At 59.3% G+C, this 17,728-nt stretch carries 20 protein-coding genes; 19 read left to right on the plus strand and 1 reads right to left on the minus strand.

From position 1 onward, the window contains the following. Positions 1–40: 40 nt before the first annotated feature. The 9 genes from IMCC20628_RS00115 (at position 41) to IMCC20628_RS00155 (ending at position 9,311) form a co-directional block, all read left to right on the plus strand. Positions 41–1,264 carry an extracellular solute-binding protein gene (locus IMCC20628_RS00115; protein ID WP_047028502.1) on the plus strand — a complete coding sequence of 408 codons (1,224 nt, stop codon included), beginning with the start codon at positions 41–43 and terminating at the stop codon, positions 1,262–1,264. Between the two features lie 67 nt (positions 1,265–1,331). Then, positions 1,332–2,438: an ABC transporter ATP-binding protein gene (locus IMCC20628_RS00120; protein ID WP_047028503.1), complete on the plus strand. Its 1,107-nt coding sequence runs from the start codon at positions 1,332–1,334 to the stop codon at positions 2,436–2,438. 9 nt (positions 2,439–2,447) lie between these two features. Beyond that, complete coding sequence (locus IMCC20628_RS00125; protein WP_047028504.1) at positions 2,448–3,800, plus strand: amidase; 1,353 nt, start codon at positions 2,448–2,450, stop codon at positions 3,798–3,800. A 43-nt stretch (positions 3,801–3,843) separates the two neighbouring features. Then, the gene (locus IMCC20628_RS00130; protein WP_047028505.1) at positions 3,844–4,746 is read left to right on the plus strand and encodes a polysaccharide deacetylase; all 903 of its coding nucleotides are present in this window, start codon (positions 3,844–3,846) and stop codon (positions 4,744–4,746) included. A 69-nt stretch (positions 4,747–4,815) separates the two neighbouring features. Further along, the gene (locus IMCC20628_RS00135) at positions 4,816–5,124 is read left to right on the plus strand and encodes a hypothetical protein (protein ID WP_047028506.1); all 309 of its coding nucleotides are present in this window, start codon (positions 4,816–4,818) and stop codon (positions 5,122–5,124) included. Between the two features lie 4 nt (positions 5,125–5,128). Continuing rightward, positions 5,129–6,088, plus strand: a complete 960-nt coding sequence (locus tag IMCC20628_RS00140) for a GTP-binding protein (protein WP_047028507.1) — start codon at positions 5,129–5,131, stop codon at positions 6,086–6,088. A gap of 346 nt (positions 6,089–6,434) precedes the next feature. Continuing rightward, positions 6,435–6,839 (plus strand): carboxymuconolactone decarboxylase family protein, encoded by a 405-nt coding sequence (locus tag IMCC20628_RS00145; RefSeq protein WP_156174364.1) that lies wholly within the window; start codon positions 6,435–6,437, stop codon positions 6,837–6,839. A gap of 2 nt (positions 6,840–6,841) precedes the next feature. Continuing rightward, positions 6,842–8,695, plus strand: coding sequence for an ATP-dependent zinc metalloprotease FtsH (gene ftsH / locus IMCC20628_RS00150; RefSeq protein ID WP_047028508.1), 1,854 nt, complete (start codon positions 6,842–6,844; stop codon positions 8,693–8,695). Then, complete coding sequence (locus tag IMCC20628_RS00155; RefSeq protein ID WP_343123249.1) at positions 8,670–9,311, plus strand: hypothetical protein; 642 nt, start codon at positions 8,670–8,672, stop codon at positions 9,309–9,311. The genes ftsH and IMCC20628_RS00155 overlap by 26 nt, the downstream gene beginning before the upstream one ends. Before the next feature lie 151 nt (positions 9,312–9,462). Here the strand turns inward: IMCC20628_RS00155 and IMCC20628_RS24955 are convergent, their stop codons facing one another. After that, on the minus strand, positions 9,463–9,684 hold the full coding sequence (locus IMCC20628_RS24955) for a hypothetical protein (protein ID WP_156174365.1): 222 nt from the start codon (positions 9,682–9,684) through the stop codon (positions 9,463–9,465). A gap of 15 nt (positions 9,685–9,699) precedes the next feature. Between IMCC20628_RS24955 and arcD the strand changes: the two genes are divergently transcribed. The 10 genes from arcD to IMCC20628_RS00205 are packed head-to-tail and all read left to right on the plus strand — an operon-like array spanning position 9,700 to position 17,726. Next, a complete protein-coding gene (arcD, locus tag IMCC20628_RS00160; protein ID WP_047028510.1) occupies positions 9,700–11,169 on the plus strand; it encodes an arginine-ornithine antiporter in 1,470 nt (489 codons plus the stop codon). A 25-nt stretch (positions 11,170–11,194) separates the two neighbouring features. Beyond that, entirely contained in the window at positions 11,195–12,427 is a 1,233-nt protein-coding gene (locus IMCC20628_RS00165) for an arginine deiminase (RefSeq protein WP_047028511.1), read from the plus strand. 18 nt (positions 12,428–12,445) lie between these two features. Then, positions 12,446–13,447 carry an ornithine carbamoyltransferase gene (argF, locus tag IMCC20628_RS00170; RefSeq protein ID WP_047028512.1) on the plus strand — a complete coding sequence of 334 codons (1,002 nt, stop codon included), beginning with the start codon at positions 12,446–12,448 and terminating at the stop codon, positions 13,445–13,447. Position 13,448: 1 nt separating this feature from the next. After that, on the plus strand, positions 13,449–14,372 hold the full coding sequence (gene arcC / locus IMCC20628_RS00175; RefSeq protein WP_047028513.1) for a carbamate kinase: 924 nt from the start codon (positions 13,449–13,451) through the stop codon (positions 14,370–14,372). Continuing rightward, a complete protein-coding gene (gene atpD / locus IMCC20628_RS00180) occupies positions 14,369–15,763 on the plus strand; it encodes a F0F1 ATP synthase subunit beta (RefSeq protein WP_047028514.1) in 1,395 nt (464 codons plus the stop codon). The genes arcC and atpD overlap by 4 nt, the downstream gene beginning before the upstream one ends. Further along, the gene (locus IMCC20628_RS00185; protein WP_047028515.1) at positions 15,760–16,170 is read left to right on the plus strand and encodes an ATPase; all 411 of its coding nucleotides are present in this window, start codon (positions 15,760–15,762) and stop codon (positions 16,168–16,170) included. The genes atpD and IMCC20628_RS00185 overlap by 4 nt, the downstream gene beginning before the upstream one ends. Next, complete coding sequence (locus tag IMCC20628_RS00190; RefSeq protein ID WP_047028516.1) at positions 16,167–16,454, plus strand: AtpZ/AtpI family protein; 288 nt, start codon at positions 16,167–16,169, stop codon at positions 16,452–16,454. The genes IMCC20628_RS00185 and IMCC20628_RS00190 overlap by 4 nt, the downstream gene beginning before the upstream one ends. Further along, the gene (locus IMCC20628_RS00195) at positions 16,451–16,750 is read left to right on the plus strand and encodes a hypothetical protein (RefSeq protein ID WP_052766230.1); all 300 of its coding nucleotides are present in this window, start codon (positions 16,451–16,453) and stop codon (positions 16,748–16,750) included. Before IMCC20628_RS00190 ends, IMCC20628_RS00195 begins: the two co-directional genes overlap by 4 nt. Continuing rightward, positions 16,747–17,442: a F0F1 ATP synthase subunit A gene (locus tag IMCC20628_RS00200; RefSeq protein ID WP_047028517.1), complete on the plus strand. Its 696-nt coding sequence runs from the start codon at positions 16,747–16,749 to the stop codon at positions 17,440–17,442. Before IMCC20628_RS00195 ends, IMCC20628_RS00200 begins: the two co-directional genes overlap by 4 nt. After that, a complete protein-coding gene (locus IMCC20628_RS00205; RefSeq protein ID WP_047028518.1) occupies positions 17,439–17,726 on the plus strand; it encodes a F0F1 ATP synthase subunit C in 288 nt (95 codons plus the stop codon). The genes IMCC20628_RS00200 and IMCC20628_RS00205 overlap by 4 nt, the downstream gene beginning before the upstream one ends. Positions 17,727–17,728: the final 2 nt, after the last annotated feature.

The raw sequence follows: 17,728 nt of genomic DNA on the forward strand, positions 1-17,728 counted from the left end.
ACACGATCAACCAGGAACTGAATCAACAAGGAGAAGCTGAATGACTACCTCAAATTTCTCAAGGCGGCGATTTTTGCAGACCACTGCAGGCAGCGCTGCATTGGCAGCTGGTGGCATGCCTTTCTTCGGCGGGCAGCAGGCATTTGCTGCAGGGCTCGCGGAACAGCAACTGCGCACTGTCGGTCTTTCGGTGACTGTTCAGGATCGTATCCTCAATGATTTCAAAGTGAAGTCAGGCATCGGATCTGTTTCGGGCAAAGCCGACATTTTCCCCAACACACAGACCGAAATCCTGTCGGGCTCTGACTCTTATGATTGCTGGGAAATCATCGGTGAACGTCTTGCCGCAATGGTCGCGACTGACAAGCTGGCTCCGGCGCCTGCATCCAGTATCCCGAATTGGGCCGGTATTCGTGAAACCTTCACCAAGCCGTCCGATCGCTGGGACCTGAACCGGCAGATCGTCGGCCAGATCTGGGAAGACGAAAGCCAGCAGCGCCTGAACATGATTCCGACGGTCTTCAACTATGATTCCATCGGCTACCGGCCTGACCTCGTCGACGCTGAAGAAGCCTCGACCTGGGCTGCGCTGTTCGATCCCAAGTTCAAGGGCAAGACCGGCCTCAACGTCGATCCGCTGATCGCGTTCGGTCAGGCAGTCATGGCAATGAACACGCTTGGCCTGCTTGAAGTCGCCAACCCTGGCAATCCGGACGCAGCTGCGATCGAGGAAGCCGCGAAATTCCTGATTTCGAAGAAGAAAGAAGGCCAGTTCCGTGCCCTTTGGGGTGACTTCGGCGAGCTGGTGAACCTTCTGGCTTCCGGCGAAATGGTCATCGCCGATGCATGGCAGCCTGCTGTCATGGCGGTCAAGGCACAGGGCGTCGAATGCTCCTATGCGACCATGAAAGAGGGCTATCGCGGTTGGGCGATCGGTGTTGCACCGCTCAAGACCTCGCCGAACCTGGAAGCAGTCGCAGCCTATGCCGATTACTGGCTGTCGGGCCCGCCCGCTGTTGCCGTGTCGGAGCAGGGCTACTATTCGCCCACGACCAACGTCAAGGAAGCGATGGATCCCGACAAATACGCCTTCTGGTACGAAGGTGCGCCTTGGGTCGGCGAAGCCGAACGCGGCATCAAGGAAGGCGATCTGCGAGATGGCGGTTCGCTCGAAACCCGTGCGGCCAACGTCGCTTACTGGCACCAGTGGCCAGATGAGTATGATCTGCTGATCCAGAAGTGGGACGAGTTCCTGACCGCCTGATCTTTGAAACCCCCAACCGGGGCATTTCGCCCCGGTTGGGCCATGATAGCACAAGGACACCGTTGCTTTGATCTACGATCTGCAGCTTTCCAACGTCAACAAGATCTATGACAACGGCACGCCGGCCGTCATTGATTTCAACATCGACGTAGACAAGGGCGAGTTCATCGCTTTTCTCGGCCCGTCTGGCTGCGGCAAGTCCACGACGCTGCGAATGATTGCCGGCTTTGAGAGTGTAACCTCCGGCGATCTGATGATCCGGGGCCAGCGGGTAAACGACCAGTTGCCCGAAAAGCGCCCGACATCGATGATTTTCCAGAACTATGCGCTGTTTCCGCACATGAACGTGCGTCAGAACGTGCGCTTTGGCCTCGAGGTCAAAGGCATGAACGCGGCCGATGCCAACCGCAAGGTGGATGGCATCCTCGAAAAACTGGGTCTGCTCGACATTTCGGAAATGCCGACCAACCGCTTGTCGGGAGGCCAGCGGCAGCGCATTGCGCTTGCGCGTTCGCTCGTGGTCGAACCGGATATCCTGCTGCTCGACGAGCCGCTGGGCGCGCTTGACGCGAACCTGCGCAAGAACATCCAGAACGAGCTGAAGCTGTTGCAGCGCGATCTCGGCATCACCTTTGTTTTCGTCACTCACGCGCAATCCGAGGCGCTGGCGCTTTCGGACCGTATCGTGGTGATGAACGCCGGCCGGATTGAACAGATCAGCCCGCCGCGTGAACTCTATACAAGGCCGCGCAGCCAGTTTGTCGCGCAGTTCATTGGTTCCAACACCATCATTCCCGGAACGCTGAGGGATGCCTCGCCAGAGGCGCTAGTTCTCGACACGCCATTCGGCCCGCTGGCCGGTGCCAACCGCAACAATGTGTCGTCCAACAAGGGGCAGGAGATGAGCATCGTGCTGCCCGCCGAAGCGGTCGACATCCTGCCTGACGACGTCCCCGAAGCGAAGAGGCGCGCAGCTTTCGGCCTGAACGTCATTCCCTGCACCATCACCCGTTTGCAGGTGGTCGGACATATCATGCAGATGATCGTCATGCTCGACAACGGCAAGAAGATCAACGTCGAAGGCCATGTCGACAAGTACCGCGACCGCCTCAAGGCTGGCGCTGCTGCTTTTGTCGCCTGGAAGCCATCCGGTGCAACGGTGATCGACCGATAGGAGTAGACCATGGCATCGCGCACGGCAAAATCTCTGGCCGAAGCACTTCAGGCCGGACGCATTGATCCGGTCGATCTTGCGGTCGAGGTGTTCGAGAAGATCAGGCAGGTCGGCGACCCGGCGATCTTCATCGAGGAATTGCCGGACCGCGCCATGGCCGAGGCGCGGGCCTCGCGCGAGCGGCTGAAGGCAGGACTGCCTGCCAGTCTGCTCGACGGTGTGCCGATCGCCTGGAAGGACCTTTTTGACCTTAAAGGCCGGGTGACCACTGCCGGGTCTGTCGTGCTCAAGCGCGAGGCGCCCGCTGCTGCCGACGCGCCGGTCGTTGCTGCCGGACACCGGGCGGGCATGGTCACCACCGGCACGCTCAACATGACCGAATTCGCCTATTCAGGCATCGGCCTGAACCCGCACTACGGCACGCCCCTGAACCCTCATGCAGGGCAGGGACCGGCGCGCAGTCCCGGCGGCTCGTCATCCGGCGCCGGCGTTGTCGTGGCGCGGGACATCGTTTCTGTCGCAATGGGCACCGACACCGGCGGATCGGTGCGTATCCCGGCTTCCTTCAACGGCGTTGTCGGCTACAAAACCTCCACCGGGCATTACCCGATGCAAGGCGTGTTTCCGCTGGCCAGAACGCTGGATTCACTCGGACCGCTGGCTCATACGGTCGAGGATTGCGTTCTGTTCGATGCGGTTCTGCGTGGCCTGGCGCAGCCCGAGGCTGACGCCTCCAAGGTTGAGCAGCTGACATTCCTGATTCCCGATGACGTGATGTTCGACAATGCCGAACCTGCCGTTGTGGAAAATTTCAACGCCACCGTGGCCCGGCTCGAAGCCGAGGGCGCGCGCGTCCGCCGGGTTGCCATGCCGCAACTTCACCAGATCCATGAACTGATGCAGCGTCACGGCTTTCTGGCCGGCGCCGAAGCGCTCGCCGTGCACCAGAAGCGGCTGGCAGGCCCTGACGCGGCCCAGATGGATGCGCGCGTCGTGCGCCGAATCCGTCAGGCCGAAACCATGAGTGCCGTCGATCTGGTGATCCTGCAAGAGGCCCGCACCCGGCTTATCGCCGAGACCACGGCGATCATTGGCGATGCGATCCTGATTTGTCCGACAACGGCGACCGTGGCGATGCAGACCGCGCCGCTGGAGGCCGATCAGGATGTGTTCTTCGCCCACAACGGCCTGACTTTGCGCAACACCTCGCTGGGGAATTTCCTCGACTGGTGCGGCGTATCCATCCCCAACGGAACCGATGCAGACGGCTTGCCGACAGGGTTCCTGATGTCCGGATCACATGGTCAGGACCACAAACTGCTCTGCGCCGCCCTTGGCAGCGAAGAGGTCATCCGGGGCTAGCGCCCGCTCGTGTCACCACACCATCACTAGAGGAGTATCAAGAATGGCCAAGAAAATCATATGTGCTTTTGGCACGGACATCGACTCCGTCGCCGGGCAGATCGGCTCCTACGGCGGAGGAGATTCCCCCAATGATATTCAGCGCGGCATCTTCGCGACCGAAGTCGGCGTTCCGCGCCTGCTGCGCCTGTTCAAGAAGTATGATCTGCAGACGTCCTTCTTCATCCCCGGTCACTCGCTCGAAACATTCCCGCGCGAAATGGACATGATCGTCGAAGCCGGCCATGAAATCGGTGCCCATGGCTATCTGCACGAAAACCCCGTCGCGATGACCCCGGTGCAGGAAGAAGAAGTGCTGGTCAAGTCGATCGACCTGATCAAGGGTCTGACCGGCAAGGCGCCGCGCGGCTATGTCGCCCCCTGGTGGGAAATGTCGAGCGTGACAGCGGCACTGCTGGAAAAATACAATTTCTCCTATGACCACAGCCAGAGCTACCGTGACTTCCAGCCATTCTATGCCCGCGTTGGTGATGAATGGACCGTGATCGACTATTCCAAGACCGCCACCGAATGGATGAAACCGCTCAAGCACGGCAAGGAAATCGACCTCGTCGATATCGGCGCCAACTGGTATGTCGACGATCTTCCACCGATGATGTTCATCAAGAAGGCTGCCAACAGCCACGGCTTTGTCAGCCCGCGCGACATCGAGCAGATGTGGAAGGATCAGTTCGACTGGGTCTACCGCGAGATGGATTACGGCGTGTTCCCGATCACCATTCACCCCGACGTATCGGGCCGGCCCCAGGTTCTGCTGATGCTCGAGCGGCTGATCGAATACATCAACGGCCACGATGGCGTTGAATGGATGGACTTTGCCTCGATCGCCGATGATTTCCGCAAGCGATTCCCCTTCGAGGGCAAGGAACGTCCGGAAGTCATCTGACGTCATTGACGCGACATCAGCCGGGGCGGACAGTCTGTCCCGGCACCCCACAAACGCGAGGAGCGGCAGATGTGCAACGCATGTGGATTCCCGACGGCTCCCGGCCACTGGACAGATGCCGGAGCCGATACACCTGGTGACCGTCTTCGGATGCAGTATCGCCGGGCGCAGGTTCTCAAGAAAATACTCGCCAGCTACGGTCTGAGCGCCAGCGTTGACGGGCAAATTCCCGGCATTCAGCTGTCGTCCTTCACAGGCGGGCAGAAAAGCCTGCGCGATCTCGAGGCCGTCTGGGTCGAGGCCGAGCGGCAGATCGGCAAGCCGCTGGATCCGCTGGATCCGCGCTTCATTGGCATCGATTCCGAAATAGCGGCTTGAAGGCATGACCCAGAAAAGCGCCGATGGACGCATCAGGCTGACGGTGCTTGGCGGTTATCTCGGCTCGGGAAAGACCACCTGGCTACGGCATCAGCTGTTCAGCGGTGTCTTTGGCGACGCCCATATCATTGTCAACGAAGCCGCCGAGACGCCGGTGGATGATGCGTTGCTGGCCGAACATGCAGAATCCATGACGCTGTTGGCAGGCGGCTGCGTCTGCTGCACCGGCAAGGCCGATCTGATCGCCGCACTCAGAGAGTTATGCAACACCAGAAGCCGGCAGTCAGCATCAGAGCCGCGGCTCGAGCAGATCGTATTGGAGACCAGCGGATTGGCGGACCCGGCGGCGATTGTCACCGCCATCCGTGAGGATCCGGTGCTGGTGTATCATATCCTCGTCACCGAGATCATTGTTGCGGTTGATGCGGCCAACGCCATCGCGCAACTGAGTGAAGAGCCGCTGGGACGGCAACAGATCGAAGCCGCTGACCGGCTGCTGCTGACCAAGGTGGATACGGTCACCCCAGAGAGCGTTTCCGGGCTTGTGGGGACACTGAAAGTACTCAATCCTGCAGCGACCATGTCGGCTGCGGTCAAGGGCATCGAGCTGGAGTTGGAGATTGATTCCGATGTGCCACCGGTGGCGCTGCCTGCGTTTTCGGGATCGGACACCCGCGATCCTGTGGTTCCGATGCGGATCGACATAGATCCCTCCGTCGACTGGGCTGCGTTCAGTGTCTGGTTGTCTGCCTTGCTGCATGCGCGCGGCAAGGACATCGTGCGCGTCAAGGGGGTCTTGAACAGCCCGGCAGGACATCTGTTGTTGCAGGCAGTGCGCAACTCTGTGCAGTCGCCCGAAATTCTTCCCAGATCCGCAAGCGATCACAGCAACAGCATCGTCTTCATCGGCAGGGGATTCACCGCTGCCGCCCTGCGGTCCTCGCTGCGCCATTTCGTCGGCTAGGCCGCAGAGCGACGGGATCAAGTGTGGACGACCCTTCTTTGGGTGCGGGCATGTGTTTGATCTGTTGACGCGGCGCATATGGCCGCTGCCCCTGATGAAGCCCGCATGCCGAGTTCCGATCAGAGGACCGAGTTGTGATGCCCTGACACCACCTCCGTTTGAAGTAAGGATTTGGACGCGCCCGCGTTAGTCAGGTGGAGCAGGTCGTCGGCGTGTCATGCTGACGAAAAATCCGGTGGCAAGCTGAGCGGACAGGTTAGGGGACGAATTGCAGATTGATGGAGGTCAATTTGGTGGGCTGCATCAGCGCGTAGTGTCCCCTTGAGCCATAAAGGGACTTCAGGCCATGAGACACTACCCGGAAATTGTCGCCCAATATCACGCTGGTTGTACGGGCTTGGCCGACGTGATCCCGGCCGCCACAAAGGCAATCAGCAGTTTGTTGAGGGATGCGCCGGGAAATGGTGCGTTGTCGGGCAAATACGAGCAGCTGATTGCGTTTGCGATCGCAATTACCGCGCGCTATGACGATTGCATGGTGCATCGATCCCAGGTGGTTATCAGGCCTGGCGCCAACAGGCCGGAAGTGATCGAGATGATCGGCGTCGAGTTTCTCATGGAAGGTGGACCTTCGATGCTGCGCAACGTGGAAACGGTCGGCACTGATGACGATTTTGCCAGCATAAAGCAGTGGAACCTGACAGCCCGGGTTTTGATGTGTTTTGAAATCAAGAACCCCATCGAGTTGTGATCATGGACAAGCAAAAACAAAAACAGTTCAACTGGACATTCTGGATTATCGCAGCGCTGCTGTGGATGAGCCTGCAGCTCTGGATTGGATCTCGCAGTGTCGAGTCCCTGCAATACAGCGAGTTTCTGACCCATCTCGACAAAGGCGATATTGCGGAACTGACCGTAACCGAGACGATGGTTCAAGGGCGCTTCAAGCAGGCTGTCGACGGCAAGGAATATTTTGTAGCACATCGTGTTGATCCAGACCTTGCCAACACGCTGGAGACGAAGAATGTCGTCTTCACCGGAGGCTCGGATCAGAACTGGCTCACAAATCTGATTTCCTGGGTTGCGCCCGTCCTGCTGTTCTTCGGGATCTGGATGCTTTTTATGCGCCGCATGTCCGGTGGTGGACAGGGGTTGGGCGGCCTCGTGAACATCGGCAAATCCAAGGCGAAGGTCTATCTGGAGACAAAGACCGGTGTCACCTTCGATGATGTCGCCGGTGTTGATGAAGCGAAAGACGAGTTGAAGGAAATCGTGTCCTTCCTCAAGGACAAGGATAAATACGGCCGCCTCGGCGCGCATATTCCGAAGGGGATATTGCTGGTTGGCCCGCCTGGAACTGGCAAGACGCTGCTCGCGCGTGCCGTTGCGGGGGAGGCGGGCGTGCCGTTCTTCTCGATTTCAGGCTCCGAATTTGTGGAGATGTTTGTCGGTGTGGGTGCAGCTCGAGTGCGCGACCTGTTCGAGCAAGCCCGCAAGGCTTCGCCCTGCATCATCTTCATTGATGAGCTGGATGCCCTTGGTCGCGCCCGCTCGGGCGTATCGGGCTATGGCGGCGGAGACGAAAAAGAGCAAACATTGAACCAGCTTCTGTCGGAACTCGATGGCTTCGATCCAAGGGTCGGCATCGTTCTGCTGGCAGCAACCAACCGTCCGGAGGTTCTCGACGCAGCTCTGTTGCGGGCAGGCAGGTTTGACCGTCAGATTGTCGTTGACCGGCCGGAACGCAAAGGTCGCGCGGATATTCTCAAGGTCCATGTCAAAGACGTCAATCTTTCGGACGATGTCGATCTGGATAAGGTCGCGGCGATCACAACGGGTTTTACCGGTGCCGACCTCGCCAATCTGGTGAACGAAGCTGCCATTGTGGCAACACGACGTGACGGCGACAAGGTGACCATGGCCGATTTTACGGCGGCGGTGGAGCGCATTGTGGCCGGTGTGGAACGCAAATCGCGAGTGCTTGGCAAGGCGGAACGCGCGCGTGTCGCGCATCATGAAATGGGCCATGCGCTCGCCGCTGCAAATGTTGCGCATGCTGACCCCGTGCACAAGGTTTCGATCATTCCTCGGTCGATCGGTGCACTGGGTTACACGATGCAACGCCCCACTGAAGACCGGTTTCTGATCACCTTCTCCGAGTTGAAAGACCGCATGGTCGTCCTGATGGCGGGACGTGCCGCCGAGGATCTGGTGTTCAAGGAGATATCAACCGGGGCATCGGACGACCTGGCTAAAGCCACGGATATAGCGCGTGAATGCGTTACGCGCTTCGGAATGACGTCCGCTGTTGGCCAGGCCGTTCTGGAAGCCAAACACGGCCAGTATATGGACCAGCAGGTTTACGGGATGGCAGGGAAGGACTACTCCGAGGAGACCGCCCGCGAAGTCGATTTGGCCGTGCGCCAACTGATCGCGGATGCCTATGAGCAGGCCAAGACGATCCTGACCGCGCATATGTCCGACCTGAAGGCGGGCGCCGAGTTGTTGCTGGAAAACGAAACCATCACGCCCGAAGAATTCAGCCCGATATCCCGCGCGAACAACGCCAAAAACGAGCAGAGTGCACCGAAGTCTGCTACACCGTAAAGCCCAGGAAAAAAGCGGTGTAGGAGACAAGCAAATGACGGACAGAGTAGCCAGCCTCCTCGAAAGGATCCGCACGTTGGAAGCCGAGCTGGAGCAGGAATTGGCGAGCCGCCGAGAGCTGTTCAGCTACAAGGTGGAGCAGCGCAAGATCGTTTTTGAACGCGATATTGAGCGGCAGCATGAAGCGCTGAAGCAGAAGCTCATGCCCTACATCGTCGGTGCCCGCCCCTTGGTGGTTCTGACTGCGCCGGTGATCTATTCGATGATCGTACCGTTTGTTTTGCTGGACCTGTTTGTCTCCATCTATCAGGCGATCTGCTTTCCGGTTTACCGGATCGAAAAGGCCAAGCGATCCGATTACATAATTTTCGACCGCAAGCACCTTTCCTACCTCAATGGGCTGGAAAAGCTGAATTGCTTGTATTGTTCATACGGAAACGGGTTGTTGGCTTACGCCGCTGAAATTGCCGGGCGGACTGAAAAACGCTGGTGCCCGATCAAACACGCAAAGCGCATGGCGGGAGTCCACCGCCATTACGCCGAGTTTCTCGAATATGGCGATGGCGAAGGTTATCGACAGAAACACTCTTCGCCAATTGATGATACCTCCCATTAGGGGCATTCCTAGATTTTGTGATCAGGGGGCTGGCTCTCCGGCGGCGCCACTCACGCCAGGCAATTCCAGCGAACTCCGCTTGAATGGACCGCAATATCGGTTTTCGGATCTATCACTTGGCTGGTTTCTCGGTGTTGGGAGAAACCCATATTCATTGCCGCAGCTTGGCTTTGCGTTTGCTCAACCCTGTTCCACACATGGAAAAATGTCGCCCCAAGTTCGGCAATTGACCTGCATCAATCCGAACCTGTGTCCGGTCGACTAAAACTGCCCCCGCGACACGAATTCGAAAAACTTCGCCGGAGATCATGCTGCTTTCAATGCGCAGGGCTCCCCCGGAAATTGTGCCGCACGCCATAACATATTCTATCATTTAAGGAATCCGACCATGAGTGTTGCGGATAAAGCAGTAGCAACGACATCCAGCGGAAAATCTGCCGGCAAGCTGGGCTTGGTGCCACTTGTGGCGCTTGTCGTTGGTTCGATGATTGGCGGCGGCATCTTCAGTCTGCCGCAGAACATGGCCAAGGGTGCTTCCCCCGGCGCGGTGATGATCGGCTGGCTTATCACCGGCATCGGTATGCTCGCTCTCGCCTTCGTCTATCAGGGACTGTCTACCCGCAAACCGAAACTTGACGCTGGCCCCTATGCCTATGCCCGCGCCGGCTTTGGTGATTTCGTCGGTTTCAACAGCGCCTGGGGTTACTGGCTCAGCGCCTGGCTCGGCAACGTCTCCTATGTGGTGCTGATCTTCGGCGCGATGTCCTATTTCTATCCGGCCTTCGGCGCCGAAGGAAACACGACACAGGCAATCATCGGCGCGTCTGTCGTTCTCTGGATCACCCATGCGCTTTGCCTGATGGGCGTGCGCCAGGCAGCCATCTTCAACACCGTCACCACGATCGCGAAGCTGGTGCCGATTGGTCTATTCATCGTATTGGTTTTCGTCGCCTTCAATCTTCCTACTTTCAGCCTCGACTTCTGGGGCACGGCAACGCCGGATCTCGGCAGCATCATGACCCAGGTCAAGAGCACCATGCTGGTTACCCTCTGGGTCTTCATCGGAATTGAAGGCGCAAGCGTTTACTCGGCCCGCGCCGCCAAGCGTTCTGACATCGGCAAGGCGACCATCATCGGCTTCCTCATTGCTCTGAGCATCTATCTCTGTGTTTCGCTGCTGTCTTTCGGCATCATGGGCCAGCCGGAACTCGCAGGGCTGCCCGCAGCCGCCTCGATGGCCAATGTGCTGGAACAGACTGTCGGCCCTTGGGGCTCGGTGCTGGTCCGGATCGGGCTGGTCATCTCGGTGGCCGGTGCATTTCTGGCCTGGACGCTGTTTGCTGCGGAAATTCCCTACCGCGCTGCACAACAAGGCATGCTGCCTGACGTATTCGCAATCGAGAACAAGAACGGCTCACCTGCCGGCTCGTTGTGGATCACCAACATCTTCGTGCAGCTGTTTTTGATCGTCACGCTCTATTCCGACTCCACCTATCTGGCGCTGTTCTACATCGCTTCGACGGCCATCCTGGTGCCTTATGTGCTGTCTGGCGCCTATGCTTTCAAACTGGCATTCAGCGGCGAAGCCTATGGAGCCGGAGACAAGCGCGGACGGGACATGTTCACCGGAGCGCTCGCCACTGTCTACGGTGCCTGGCTGGTCTATGCGGCAGGTCCGAATTATCTGCTGATGTGCGCAATTCTCTATGCCGTCGGCATCCCCGTATACTGGTGGGCCCGCAGCGCTCGCGGTGAGAAAGCCTTCACTGGCGTCGAGGCCCTGATGGGGATCGGGATCCTCATCGCCGCTGTCATCGCTGGCTACCTTATGTGGACTGGCACGATCAGCGCCCTCTGACCCTCTTGAGTTCTGGAATATAATTATGAATACCAACGTTAAACTCGGCGTCCATTCCGAAACCGGCAAATTGCGGCAGGTCATCGTCTGCCGCCCCGGCCTGGCCCACCGCCGCCTCACTCCGTCCAACTGCCAGGAAATGCTGTTTGACGACGTCTTCTGGGTCAAGCAGGCGCAGAAGGACCATGATGTCTTCGCATCGCTGATGCGCGGCGAAGGTGTCGAAGTGCTCGACGTCAACGACCTGCTGGCCGAGACGCTCGAGACCAAAGAAGGCCGGGCCTACGTGCTTGATCACCGCATCAATCCGGATCAGGTCGGCGTCGGCATGATGGAGGAACTTCGCGCCTGGATGGACGAGCTGCCCGGCACACAGCTGGCGGAATTCCTGCTTGGCGGCCTGGCGGAAGACGATCTTCCGTTCAAGCCAACCGGCCTTTTCGGCAGCTATCTTGGCCATCACGGCTTCCTCCTGCCACCGCTGCCCAATGCGCTGTTTACCCGCGACAACTCGGCATGGATTTATGATGGTGTGGTGGTCAACCCGATGCACTGGCCGGCGCGACGCCCCGAAACCCTGCTCAACACGGCAATCTACAAGTTCCATCCGAAATTTGCCGGCAAGACCAATATCCATTGGGGCGACCCGACCAAGGAGCACGGCCCGGCGACGCTGGAAGGCGGCGACATCATGCCAGTGGGCAATCGCACGGTTCTGGTCGGCATGGGTGAACGCTCGTCACCGCAGGGTATCGGTCAACTGGCCGAAGCGCTGTTTGCCAAGGGCGTGGTCGATCGGGTGCTGGCATTCCGGATTCCAAAATCACGCGCCGCGATGCATCTCGACACCGTGTTCACGCTCTGCGGCGGCGATGTGGTCACGACCTTCAAGGAGGTTGCCGACCAACTCATCTGCTACGATATCCGCCCCGGCGAGGGCAACGCGCCGCTGACCTTCCGCCACGATCCCCGCCCGATCTTCGACATTGTTGCCGAGGTGCTTGGCTACAAGAAGCTGCAGATCGTGCCGACCGGTGGCAGCACCGAGGAAGAGCGCGCCCGTGAACAGTGGAACGATGGCAACAATGTGCTGGCGCTGCGTCCTGGCCTGGTGGTCGGATATGACCGCAACGACGACACCAATGCCGCACTCAAGGCGGTCGGCATCGAGGTGCTGGCGGTGCCGGGCGCCGAGCTTGGCCGTGGCCGCGGCGGCGGCCATTGCATGAGCTGCCCGACCATCCGCGACGCAATTTAGTTTCAAAGGATAGCAATCATGGCTTTCAATCTTAAAAATCGCAGCCTGCTGACGCTTCGCGATTACACACCGCGCGAAATCGGCTTTCTGGTCAAACTCGCGGGTGACCTGAAGACCGCCAAATATGCAGGCACCGAGGTGCCCCGGCTTCAAGGCAAGGATATTGCCCTGATTTTCGAAAAGGACTCGACCCGCACCCGCGTCGGTTTCGAGGTTGCCGCCTACGACCAGGGCGCCCGCGTCACCTATCTCGGACCGACCGGCAGCCACATCGGCCACAAGGAGTCGGTCAAGGACACCGCAAGGGTGCTGGGCCGCATTTATGACGCGATCGAATATCGCGGCTTCGGTCAGGAGATCGTCGACCAGCTGGCCAAATATTCCGGCGTGCCGGTCTATAACGGTCTCACCAACGAGTTCCACCCGACCCAGATTCTTGCTGATTTCCTCACCATGCAGGAGCATGTCGAAAAGCCGCTGCACCAGGTGGCCTATTGCTTCATCGGTGACGCTGCCAACAATATGGGCGACAGCCTGCTGATCGGCGGCGCCAAGATGGGCATGGATGTGCGGTTGTGTGCGCCAGAGGCCTGCTGGCCGCGCCAGGAAATTCGCGACGAGGCGCAGGCGATCGCAGCTGAAACCGGCGCCCGTATCATGATTACTGATGACATCGACGATGCGGTTCTGGACGTCGACTTCATCTACACCGACGTCTGGGTCTCGATGGGGGAGCCGAAGGAGAAATGGGCCGAACGCATCAAGCTGTTGATGCCCTATCAGGTAAATGCCGCGCTGATGGCCAAGACCGGCAATCCGCGCACCCGATTCATGCATTGCCTGCCGGCTTTCCACAACACCGAAACCAGCGTCGGCCTCGATATTCAGGCCCAGTTCGGCATCGACGCCATGGAAGTGACCGAAGAGGTGTTCGAAAGCGAAGCCTCTATCGTTTTCGATCAGGCCGAAAACAGGATGCACACCATCAAGGCGGTTCTCGTGGCCACCCTGGGGGCCTGAGATGCTGGTTGTGGCAGCCGTGGGCGGCAACGCGCTTTTGCAACGGGGCCAGCCCCTGACCGCCGAAGCGCAGCGCGCCAATGTCAAGACGGCTGCCCAGGCGCTGGCCGCAATCGTGCGCGGTGGACACCAGTTGATTGTCACTCATGGCAATGGCCCGCAGGTTGGTCTGCTGGCGCTGCAGGGCGCTGCCTACAAGCCCGACGAGGCCTATCCGCTGGATATTCTCGGGGCAGAAACCGAAGGCATGATCGGCTATCTGATCGAGCAGGAACTGGAAAACGCGCTCGGCCACGATCATGCGGTCGCAACGCTTTTGACCCAGGTGATTGTGGATGCTCATGATCCTGCCTTCGCCACACCAACCAAATTCGTCGGGCCTGTTTATTCGAAGCAGGAGGCTGAGACACGGGCCAGCGCGGCGGGATGGCAAATTGCGCAGGACGGAGACTATTGGCGGCGTGTGGTCGCGTCTCCGAAGCCGTTGGAAATTCCCGATCTGCGCGTATTGCGATTGCTGCTGGATCAGGGCGTGATCGTGATTTGTGCAGGTGGTGGAGGCATCCCTGTGTTGCGCAAGACGGATGGCAGTCTCATCGGGGTTGAAGCGGTGATCGACAAGGATGCCGCCAGTGCGCTTCTGGCCGCCGATATCGGTGCGGATGCCTTGCTATTGCTGACTGATGTCGATGCGGTCTACCAGGGGTTTGGCACGGATGCTGCCATACCGCTTGACCGGCTGACACCGGATGAAGCGCGCGCGCTCGATATGCCAAAGGGGTCGATGGGGCCAAAGTTGCGCGCCGCCAGCGATTTTGCGGATCGTGGCGGTGTTTCGGGGATCGGCCGGTTGGCCGATGCAATGTCCATCCTTGATGGCACGGCTGGCACCCGCGTGTTAAGGAGATCTGAGGCACCCAAATGAGCACCACGGCCCTTCCCGAACCTGACACACAGACTGATGGTCGCATCGCTGCCATTCGCGGTGGTGTTGTCGATGTGGCGTTCGAGGGACCTGTTCCCAAGATTCACGATCTGCTTTACGCCGGAGAGGTCGCGTTGGAAGTGGCCGGCCTGATCGGCCACGGCATGGTTCGGGCCATGGCACTGGCGCCGGTGCGCGGGCTTGGCCTTGGCATGACAGTCAAGGCGACCGGAGGGCCAATCATGGTTCCTGTGGGTGACGCCGTTCTGGGTCGGATGCTGGATGTTTTCGGCGCGCCAATTGATGGCCGTCCTGCCCCGGTGGCAACAGCACGCCGCTCTATTCACCAACCCCCGCCAAAGCTCAGCGATCGCGTGCTGCACTCCAAGATTCTCGAGACAGGGATCAAGGCTATCGATCTGCTGTCGCCGATTGAACGGGGCGGCAAGACCGGGCTGTTTGGCGGCGCGGGCGTGGGCAAGACTGTTTTGATCACCGAGCTGATCAACAACACTGTGCAACACCACAAGGGGGTGAGCCTGTTCTGCGGGATCGGCGAACGGTCGCGTGAGGCGGAGGAGCTGTACCGCGAGATGGGCGAGGCGGGCGTGCGCGATAAGACCGTGATGATTTTCGGCCAGATGAACGAAGCTCCTGGCGTACGGTTTCTGGTGGGCAACACCGCATTGACGATGGCCGAGTATTTCCGTGAAGACAAAGGACAAGACGTTCTGTTGTTGATCGACAACATCTTCCGCTTCGTCCAGGCGGGGTCCGAGGTTTCGGGCCTTATGGGGCGAATGCCGTCCCGTGTCGGATACCAGCCGACCCTGGCCACCGAACTTGCCGGTCTGGAAGAACGGATTACCTCGACCAAGCGCGGCGCGATTACATCGATCCAGGCAGTCTATGTGCCCGCCGACGATTTCACAGACCCGGCCGCGGCACATATCTTCTCGCATCTTTCGGCATCGGTGGTGCTGTCGCGCAAGCGGGCAAGCGAGGGGCTCTATCCGGCTGTCGATCCGTTGGCATCGGCCTCGGTGATGTTGACACCTTCGGTGGTCGGGCAACGGCACTATGATATCGCCCGCGCAGTGCGCAGGACCTTGGCCGAGTATGAGGAACTGCGCGATATCATCGCCATGCTCGGACTTGAGGAACTGTCGGCGGCTGACCGCGCCACTGTGGCGCGGGCCCGGCGACTGGAGAGGTTTCTCACTCAGCCCTTTTTCACGACGGGCTCCTTCAGCGGTATGGAAGGCAAGATGGTGCCGATCGCCGATACGCTGACCGGCTGCGAGACGATTCTCGGGCAAACCCAGTTCGACCTTCCCGAAAGCGCCTATTACATGATTGGCAGCCTGGATGATCTGGAGGCAAAATCATGAGCATGGCACCCGACATGAATGTCATCCTGCGCCTGCCTGATCGCACGCTGTTCGACGGGCGCGCTACGCGTGTGACGGCGGTTGCCCCGAATGGTGCATTCGGCATCTGGCCCAATCACGTTGATTTTGTCACCGCGCTTGTGCCGTCGGTCATGACGCTGTGCCTTGTCGATGGATCCGAGGCAATCTTCGGTCTCGATGAAGGTTTGCTGGTGAAAAAGGGGCACAATTTGGCCGTTGCAGCCATGCGCGGTGTCCATGGCGATGATCTCGAAAGTTTGCAGGACACCGTGGAGACGAGCTTCATTCAGATGGATGAGGACGAGCGCCAGGCACGTTCCGCGCTGTCGCGGCTTGAGGCAGACATGGTCCGGCGCTTTGCTGAACTGCGGAGGCCGCAGCAATGACGCAGAAACCCGACAAGCCCACCGAGGATATCGGCCGCCATGCCAAGCGGATGAAATCGACGCGCGAAAATCCGGGTCCGAGTCCGCTTATGGGCATCAGTACCTTCGGGATGATTGGCTGGTCGGTCGCAGTACCCACGGTCGGCGGCGCGCTTCTGGGGATCTGGCTCGACCGTGTGGCTCCACAAAGCTTCTCGTGGACCATCAGCCTGATCCTGGGCGGCGTCGTTCTTGGCGCGTTCATCGCCGGGATGTGGATGAACAAGGAAGGGGGGCGCAAATGATAGATATCGACTGGACTGCCGCGATGGTCGGATTCGGCATTGGCACGGTGATGGGGATAGTCTTCTTCGTCGGCCTGGCCGTTGGCATTCAGCGCGCACTGCGTACCAAAAACCACATTGGAATACTGGCACTGAGCGCCGCGATACGGCTCGCAGCCTTCCTCGGCATCGGTTGGGTCGTTGTCAGTCAAGCCGGACCGTGGGCCGGTCTTGGCTATGGAATTGCGTTCCTGATCGTCCGGTTAGTAGCCACGACACTTGCCCGCACTGACGCAGCCACGGGGGACGCGCCATGAACCTGTCACCCGATCAAACCATCATGTTCGAGATCTGGGGCATCCCGATCAACGCAACCATTTTCTACACCTGGGTTGTGATGGCCGTGCTGACGCTCGTGTCGATGCTGATCACCCGCAATCTGCGACCCGATGTGCCGCCCAACCGCTGGCGGACGATGCTGGAAGTCGTCCTGCAGGGCATTCAGGGACAGATCCAGGAAATCGCCCCGGGTCCCTCGCGGCACTTGCTCTATTTCTCGGGAACACTGTTCCTCTACGTCGCCATGTCCAACCTGCTGCTGGTCGTTCCGGGGTTTGAACCGCCGACATCCTCGTTGTCGACGACAACTGCGCTGGCGCTTTCCGTTGTGATTGCGGTGCCGCTCTTTGGCATCTTCAGCCGGGGACTGGGCGGCTACCTTAAAACATATCTGGAGCCCTCATTCATAATGCTCCCCTTCAACATCATTGCGGAATTTACGCGGGCGATATCCCTGGCGATGCGCCTCTACGGCAATATCATGAGCGGAGCCGTCATCGGGGTCATTTTGCTGAGCGTGGTTCCGTTCTTCTTTCCCGTGGTGATGGATTTGCTGGGCCTTCTGACCGGGATGATCCAGGCCTACATCTTCGCAATTCTGGCGACGGTCTACATCTCCGCCGCCACCGCTCCTCAAAAATCCTTACAGCCTGAAAGGGATACCCCATGACAGACCTTGGCATCATCGCCGCAATTTCCATCTTTACAGCCGGGCTGACCGTGTCGTTCGGCGCCATCGGTCCGGCCCTTGGTGAAGGACGCACCGCAGCAACGGCACTCAGCGCGATCGCACAGCAGCCTGATGCTGCCTCGACAATTTCGCGTACCCTGTTCGTCAGCCTCGCGATGATCGAGTCGACCGCGATTTACTGTTTCGTCGTCGCCATGATCCTGATCTTTGCGAACCCTTTCTGGACTGCGGCTTTGGAAGCTGCAAAAGTTGCAGGCAACTGACC

The organism is Hoeflea sp. IMCC20628, assembly GCF_001011155.1.
In the GTDB taxonomy this organism is placed as follows: Bacteria; Pseudomonadota; Alphaproteobacteria; order Rhizobiales; family Rhizobiaceae; genus Hoeflea.